The sequence below is a fragment of the Halomonas sp. BC2 genome, from assembly GCF_002078115.1.
In the GTDB taxonomy this organism is placed as follows: Bacteria; Pseudomonadota; Gammaproteobacteria; order Pseudomonadales; family Halomonadaceae; genus Vreelandella; species Vreelandella stevensii.
Genome location: NZ_LFGT01000020.1, coordinates 4,997 through 11,827, shown reverse-complemented (window position 1 = coordinate 11,827; position 6,831 = coordinate 4,997). Strand labels below are relative to the sequence as shown.

The 6,831-nt window shown below is 51.3% G+C and carries 6 protein-coding genes; all 6 read left to right on the top strand.

Translation table 11 applies throughout. The annotated features are described in order from the left end of the window. On the top strand, positions 1-1,741 hold a 1,741-nt coding region (gene cas3 / locus B7L71_RS12325), incomplete at its 5' end, for a CRISPR-associated helicase Cas3' (protein ID WP_081138408.1). A 26-nt stretch (positions 1,742-1,767) separates the two neighbouring features. Next, positions 1,768-2,436, top strand: coding sequence for a type I-C CRISPR-associated protein Cas5c (gene cas5c / locus B7L71_RS12320; RefSeq protein ID WP_081138325.1), 669 nt, complete (start codon positions 1,768-1,770; stop codon positions 2,434-2,436). Further along, positions 2,433-4,232, top strand: coding sequence for a type I-C CRISPR-associated protein Cas8c/Csd1 (gene cas8c, locus B7L71_RS12315; RefSeq protein WP_081138323.1), 1,800 nt, complete (start codon positions 2,433-2,435; stop codon positions 4,230-4,232). The genes cas5c and cas8c overlap by 4 nt, the downstream gene beginning before the upstream one ends. Then, positions 4,229-5,098, top strand: coding sequence for a type I-C CRISPR-associated protein Cas7/Csd2 (gene cas7c, locus B7L71_RS12310; protein WP_081138321.1), 870 nt, complete (start codon positions 4,229-4,231; stop codon positions 5,096-5,098). The genes cas8c and cas7c overlap by 4 nt, the downstream gene beginning before the upstream one ends. Before the next feature lie 10 nt (positions 5,099-5,108). Further along, positions 5,109-5,747 (top strand): CRISPR-associated protein Cas4, encoded by a 639-nt coding sequence (cas4, locus tag B7L71_RS12305; protein WP_081138319.1) that lies wholly within the window; start codon positions 5,109-5,111, stop codon positions 5,745-5,747. 5 nt (positions 5,748-5,752) lie between these two features. After that, positions 5,753-6,793, top strand: a complete 1,041-nt coding sequence (gene cas1c, locus B7L71_RS12300) for a type I-C CRISPR-associated endonuclease Cas1c (protein ID WP_081138317.1) — start codon at positions 5,753-5,755, stop codon at positions 6,791-6,793. Positions 6,794-6,831: the final 38 nt, after the last annotated feature.

Sequence of the window (6,831 nt, the reverse complement as noted above, 5' to 3'; positions counted from 1 at the left end):
ATGCTTGGTCGATGCAGACTATATCGATACCGAAACCTTCTACGCCCAGCATGAAACCGGCTTAGCACGGCAACGCGGTGGCGGCGCTTCGCTAGTGCTGCTTCGCGACTCGCTCAATCAATACTTGGAAACCTTCGATACCGAAAAAGGCATTAACCAATTACGTGGACATATCCTGCGTGAGGTACGTAACAAAGCGGGGATGCGACCTGGCTGTTTCAGCCTCACGGTGCCCACTGGTGGCGGCAAAACCTTGGCCTCTCTCGCCTTCGCCCTGGATCACGCCATCACCCATGGCATGGATCGCGTTATCTACGTTATCCCCTTCACCAGTATCGTCGAGCAGAACGCGGCGGTGTTTCGGAAGGCACTGGGCAAATATGGCCCTGATGCAGTACTCGAACACCACAGCACCTTTGATGCTGAAAAAGCTTTCAAAGACGACAGGAATAGTCTTGATAAACTCAGACGCGACAGTGAGAACTGGGACGCACCGATTATCGTGACAACATCGGTGCAGTTCCTGGAAAGCCTCTTTGCCGCTAAAACATCACGCTGCCGCAAACTACATAATATTTCCCGTAGCGTCGTCATTCTGGATGAAGCACAGACAATGCCCCTGCCCTTGCTACGACCAAGTGTTGCCGCACTGGATGAACTCGCGCTGAATTATCACGCCAGCATTGTGCTCTGCACTGCTACCCAACCCGCCCTGCTTGAAACTAATGACGCAGCCCGCAGCTTCACGGGCGGCTTCAAAGACGTTGAGGAGCTAGCCCCAGATCCAATAAACCTCTATCAAGCATTACAACGAGTGGCGGTAAAGCATATTGGCTGCTTAGATGACGACCAGTTGCGCGACGAACTCTTGGGCGCCAATCAGGTACTATGCATCGTCAATAACCGCCGCCACGCCAGAGCCTTGTATGAATCCATCGCCGATCAGCCAGGCGCTTTTCATCTGACCACCGCTATGTGCGCCGTTCATCGGCGACAGGTATTACAGCGTATTCGTGAAACACTTAAAGAAGGCAACCCATGCCGGGTGGTATCTACGTCATTAATAGAAGCGGGCGTTGATGTAGACTTTCCGAGGGTTCTGCGCGCCGAAGCGGGGCTTGACTCTATTGCCCAGGCCGCAGGGCGCTGTAACCGTGAAGGCAAACGAACCGCCGAAGAGAGCGAAGTGCGTATTTTTGCCACTGCCAATGAGGTGTGGGCGCCGCCGCCCGAGCTAAAACAGTTCGCCCAAGCCACTCGTGAAGTACTACGCCAGCACGGCCACGACCCACTCTCGCTTGAAGCGATAGAGGCGTATTTCACGCTACTTTACTGGCAGCAAGGGCCTGACCAACTCGACAAGTACCAACTGCTCTCGCTGATTGAAAAAGGGCGGCTTGACGGCCTGCCCTTTGAAACCCTCGAACAGAAATTTCGCCTCATCGACAATAATCAACGAAGTGTCATTATTCCCAGAGACGATGAAGCTCGCAAAGCGATTAAAGATCTCGCCTTTGCCACAAGCCCTGGCGGGATCGCCCGAAAACTGCAACTCTATACAGTGCAAGTGCCTCATAACGGCTTTAGAGCCTTGGAAAAAGTCGGTGCCATTGCGTCTATCGAGCCGGATAAATTTAATGACCAATTCATGCTGCTGGTCAATGAAGATCTCTACGATGATGCGCTAGGGTTAAACTGGAGCGACCCAACCTTTATGCGAGCCGAAAGCTTACAGTGGTAAACATACAACATTAATAGGGAGCCGTTATGTCATACGGAGTTCGACTGCATATCTGGGGTGACAGGGCCTGCTTTACGCGGCCAGAGATGAAAGTAGAGCGTGTATCCTATGATGTGATTACACCCTCGGCGGCACGCGGCATTCTGGAAGCCATCCACTGGAAACCCGCCATTCGCTGGTGCGTAGACCGTATCCATGTACTCAAGCCCATCCGATTTGAGTCGCTGCGGCGCAATGAAGTCGGCGGCAAGCTATCAGCCGCTTCTGTAACAAAAGCAATGAAAGCGGGCCGCGTTGATGATGTGGCCTATTTTGTTGACCAGAACCGTCAACAGCGCGCCGCCACCATTTTACACAATGTAGCTTACGTGATTGAGGCGCACTTTGAATTTACCCCACGTGCGGATGATAGCGACACCCCCGGCAAACACCTGGATATTTTCAATCGCCGCGCCCGCCAAGGCCAATGCTTTCACACTCCCTGCATGGGCACCCGCGAATTCCCGGCGAATTTTGCACTCATTGAACCCGAACAGCCCCTTCCATCTTTTGACCCCGCGTTAATCGGTGAGAAAGACCTTGGCTATATGCTGCACGATATTGACTTTGCAAACGGCAAGACATCGCGATTTTTCCGCGCCAAGATGCAAGATGGCGTGATTGAAGTGCCTCCCTTCCAGGAGACCCTCGCATGATATTGACCTCCCTCAATGATTACTATCAGCGGCTAGCCAAGGAAAACAAAGTACCGCTGCCCGGCTTTAGCTCAGAAAAAATCAGTTTTGCCCTAGCCTTCGATCAAAATGGTGTGCCGCAGCAGATTGATGATCTACGTGACACCTCAGGCAAAAAGCCCCGCGCCCGAACCTACAAGGTGCCCGTTGATAAACGGCGCACATCAGGCATTCATGCTTACCCACTTTGGGACAAAACCGCTTACTCATTAGGGGTAACAGCCGGAGAAGGCAAACGCTTAAGCGATGAACATTCAGCCTTCAAAGCTCGCCAATTTGACCTTTTTCGTAACAGTGATGACAAATCACTCCTGGCCTTTTTGAAGTTCTTGGATCAATGGCACCCTGAAAAGCTATCCTCGTTGCCCGGTTACAGCGAGGAGGTACTAGATAGCAACATTATTTTTCGGCTAGACGGAAAACGACAATACCTGCATGAAAATGATGATGCTCGCCGAATCTGGAGTGCTGCACTCGAAGAAAGTACCAGCATTTATGGGCAATGCTTGATCACCGGTGAAGACGCTGTCCTAGGCACTGACCATCCAGCCATTAAAGGCGTTAGAGACGCACAGTCGTCAGGTGCTTCGCTCGTCTCGTTTAATAGCGAGGCGTATGAGTCTTACGGATTTCGTAAAAATCAAAACGCGGCAATCTCCACATCAGCAATTTTTGGCTATACAACAGCGCTTAACTATCTACTACGTGGCGATGCAGACAACCAACAACGCCTGCAAATAGGTGATACCACACTAGTGTTTTGGGCAAATGCGCAAACGTCACAGGCTGCACAGGCAGCGGAAAGTTTTTTTGCAGTACTCAACCAACCACCCAGCGATGAACAGGAAGCCAGCAAACTAGGCTCGCTACTTGCCCAGGTAGCGGATGGCCGCCCGCTAAAAGATGTGGCTCCAGAGCTAGAACCCGAAACGCAATTTTACGTACTGGGCCTCGCTCCCAATGCCGCTCGTCTATCCGTTCGTTTTTGGCTAGTTGATAGCCTGGAACACTTAACCAAGCATTATGCCCAGCATTACCGAGATCTAGATATCCAACCTGCACCATGGAAAGGCATTGCCCCCAGCGTTTGGTGGCTAACCCTGCAAACAGCGCCTATTCATGGCGCGCGCCCGAAATCAGAAGACGTACTGCCCCAGCTTGCTGGCGAAATGATGCGCGCCATCATCACGGGGCAACGCTACCCCCGATCGCTACTTACCAATGTTGTTATGCGTTTTCGCAGTGATGGCAATATCAACGGCTTACGCGTCGCTCTTTGCAAGGCAGTATTAGCCCGAGAGGCTCGCTTGGCCACGCACTCAAACTCGAATAAACAGGAGGTTTCCGTGAGTCTTGATAAAAGCTCCACCCATCCAGGTTACCTATTGGGCCGCTTATTTGCCGAATTAGAAAACGCTCAACGTGGTGCACTTGGTAGAGAGTTGAATGCCACCATTAAGGATCGCTACTACGGTGCCGCCTCTGCGACGCCCGCCAGCGTTTTCCCTATGCTGCTGCGCAATGTGCAGAACCACCTTTCATCCATGCGTAAAAAAGATAAAGGTGGTATTGCATACACGATTGAAAGCGAAATCAGCCAAATTATTGACGGGCTGGGCGATACCTTCCCACGCAGCCTACGTATCGAAGAACAAGGGCGATTTGCCATTGGCTACTACCATCAATCACAAACGCGATTCGCTAAAAAAGATAACGCGAATAGCGATGAACAATCGGAACAGGGAGACTCGGAATGAGCACCATTGCCAATCGTTATGAATTTGTCCTTTTATTTGATGTCACCAACGGCAATCCCAACGGCGACCCTGATGCAGGAAACCTGCCCCGACTCGACCCAGAGACCAACCAGGGGCTTATCACAGATGTGTGCCTAAAACGTAAAATTCGTAACTACGTCGCGCTCGAAAAAGAACACGACGCTGGCTATGCCATTTATATGCAAGAAAAGTCAGTGCTCAACAACCAGCATAAAAAAGCCTATGAAGCGTTAGACATTAAACCTGAATCTAAAAAGCTTCCCAAAGAAGCAGAAAAAGCGCGCCAAGTTACCGAATGGATGTGTAATAACTTTTTCGACGTTCGCACCTTCGGTGCTGTCATGACAACCGAGGTAAACTCCGGCCAAGTACGCGGCCCTGTTCAGGTGGCCTTTGCCAGCTCTATCGATCCCGTCATTCCCATGGAAGTCTCCATTACCCGTATGGCGGTTACCAACGAAAAGGATCTTGAAAAAGAGCGCACCATGGGGCGCAAGCACATCATTCCTTATGGCCTGTACCGCGTACACGGCTACATATCTGCAAAATTAGCTGAACGCACCGGCTTTTCAGAAGACGATTTAGCCCTTCTATGGCGTTCACTAATCAATATGTTTGAACACGACCGCTCTGCTGCTCGCGGCGAGATGTCCACCAGAAAACTCGTTGTTTTCAAGCATGACCACCCTATGGGTAACGCGCCCGCCCATGTGCTCTTCGATAGTGTTCAAGTGAAGCGTATTGAAGGGAAAGAAGATACACCGGCACGCCACTACAGCGACTATCAGGTTCATATTGCTAGCGAGTCACTGCCGCCTGGTGTGGCGGTAGAAGAACACCTATAGGTGAAACGCCATGGAAGAAGAGGCACGCCCCATTCCGCTTTCGGCTCTGCAGCATACGCTGTTCTGCCCGCGTCAATGCGCGCTGATTCATGTAGAGCAGCAATGGGCAGAAAACCGCTACACTGCCGAAGGTCGTTTGTTACACGAACGCGCTGACCAGTTGGGGCATCAGCGTCGCCGGGGCGTACACACTTCCATGGCCTTGCCTTTGGCAAGTGAACAGCTGGGCTTGAGCGGTATTGCCGATATTGTAGAGTTTGATGAGCGTCAATTGCCTCTGACAGTCCGGCCTATTGAGTACAAACGCGGGCGACCTAAAGCGCACCGAGCGGATGAGGTACAACTTTGCGCTCAAGCACTCTGCCTGGAAGAAATGTTAGATACTCACATAGACTCTGGCGCGCTATTTTATGGCAAAACACGTCGGCGCAAAGAAGTCGCCTTTGATAACGCTCTACGCACGTTAACTCTTCGCATCATTGAACAAACCCGCGCTATTTTTGATGAGCAGCAGACACCGCCAGCGATTTACGATGCCAAAAAGTGTGATCACTGCTCCCTTGTCGATATTTGCCAACCTCAAGTGTTTAGCAAGCAGCGCTCCGCAAGCCAATGGCTTACCCGTCAACTTGATGCCCTGGATGAGTAACGCCAATGCGACGACAATTAAACTCACTGTACATCACTACCGAAGGTGCTTGGCTTAAAAAAGAAGGCGCTAACATTGTCATGCAGGTAGAAGGGAAAGAGCGCGCCAGGCTTCCCATTCATATGCTGGAGTCCCTTGTATGCTTTGGGCGTGTGCTTGTATCCCCGCCGTTAATGGGATTCTGCGCTGAACAAGGCGTTACCATCACCCACCTGTCACCGAACGGGAAATTCTTGGCGCGCATTGAAGGCCCCGTCTCTGGCAATGTGTTACTCAGGCGCACCCAATATCGTGTCAGTGATAACGAAGCCTCCTGTTCTAGCCTGGTCAGTAGCCTTTTGATTGGTAAAGTCCATAATCAGCGCGCTGTTCTCGCCCGGGCCATTCGCGATTATGGCAGCAAGATGCCACCTCATGATCACCAGCGCCTGGAAGCGGCTCGTGATCGGTTAAGCCGAATCGCACGTAATCTATTGCAACCTGCCACAACCAATGAGCTACGAGGCTTGGAAGGCGAAGCCGCTCAAGTATATTTCAGCGTCTTCAATTCATTAGTGCGCCAAGAAGGCAATGCTTTTGAGTTTAAAGGACGTAATCGCCGCCCTCCTCGTGATCGTGTTAATGCTTTGTTGTCGTTTCTTTATACACTGCTGACTCATGACTGCCGTTCAGCGCTAGAAAGCGTAGGCTTAGACCCCGCCGTAGGCTTTTTGCATCGTGATCGCCCAGGTCGCCCAAGCCTTGCATTAGACCTTGCTGAAGAGTTCCGGCCTTTGTTAGGTGACCGTCTAGCCCTTTCACTTATAAATCGACGCCAGCTACGAGAAAAGGACTTCATCATTACAGAAAGCAATGGCGTCGTTATGACAGATGATGCTCGCAAGCGGGTTCTGGCTGCTTACCAAGAGCGAAAACGTGAAGATCTGTTGCATACGTTTATTGATGAAAAAACACCTATAGGTATGCTGCCCATACTGCAAGCTCAGCTGATGGCACGCCACCTGCGGGGCGACCTGGACGCTTACCCACCTTTCCTTTGGAAATAACGTACTGAGGGCAATATTATGATGGTACTGGTCAGTTA

Excerpts from the sequence above, each read along its gene's own strand:
- cas7c (WP_081138321.1), top strand. The coding sequence starts at position 4,229 with ATGAGCACCATTGCCAATCGTTATGAATTTGTCCTTTTATTTGATGTC.
- cas8c (WP_081138323.1), top strand. The coding sequence starts at position 2,433 with ATGATATTGACCTCCCTCAATGATTACTATCAGCGGCTAGCCAAGGAA.
- cas5c (WP_081138325.1), top strand. The coding sequence starts at position 1,768 with ATGTCATACGGAGTTCGACTGCATATCTGGGGTGACAGGGCCTGCTTT.
- cas1c (WP_081138317.1), top strand. The coding sequence starts at position 5,753 with ATGCGACGACAATTAAACTCACTGTACATCACTACCGAAGGTGCTTGG.
- cas4 (WP_081138319.1), top strand. The coding sequence starts at position 5,109 with ATGGAAGAAGAGGCACGCCCCATTCCGCTTTCGGCTCTGCAGCATACG.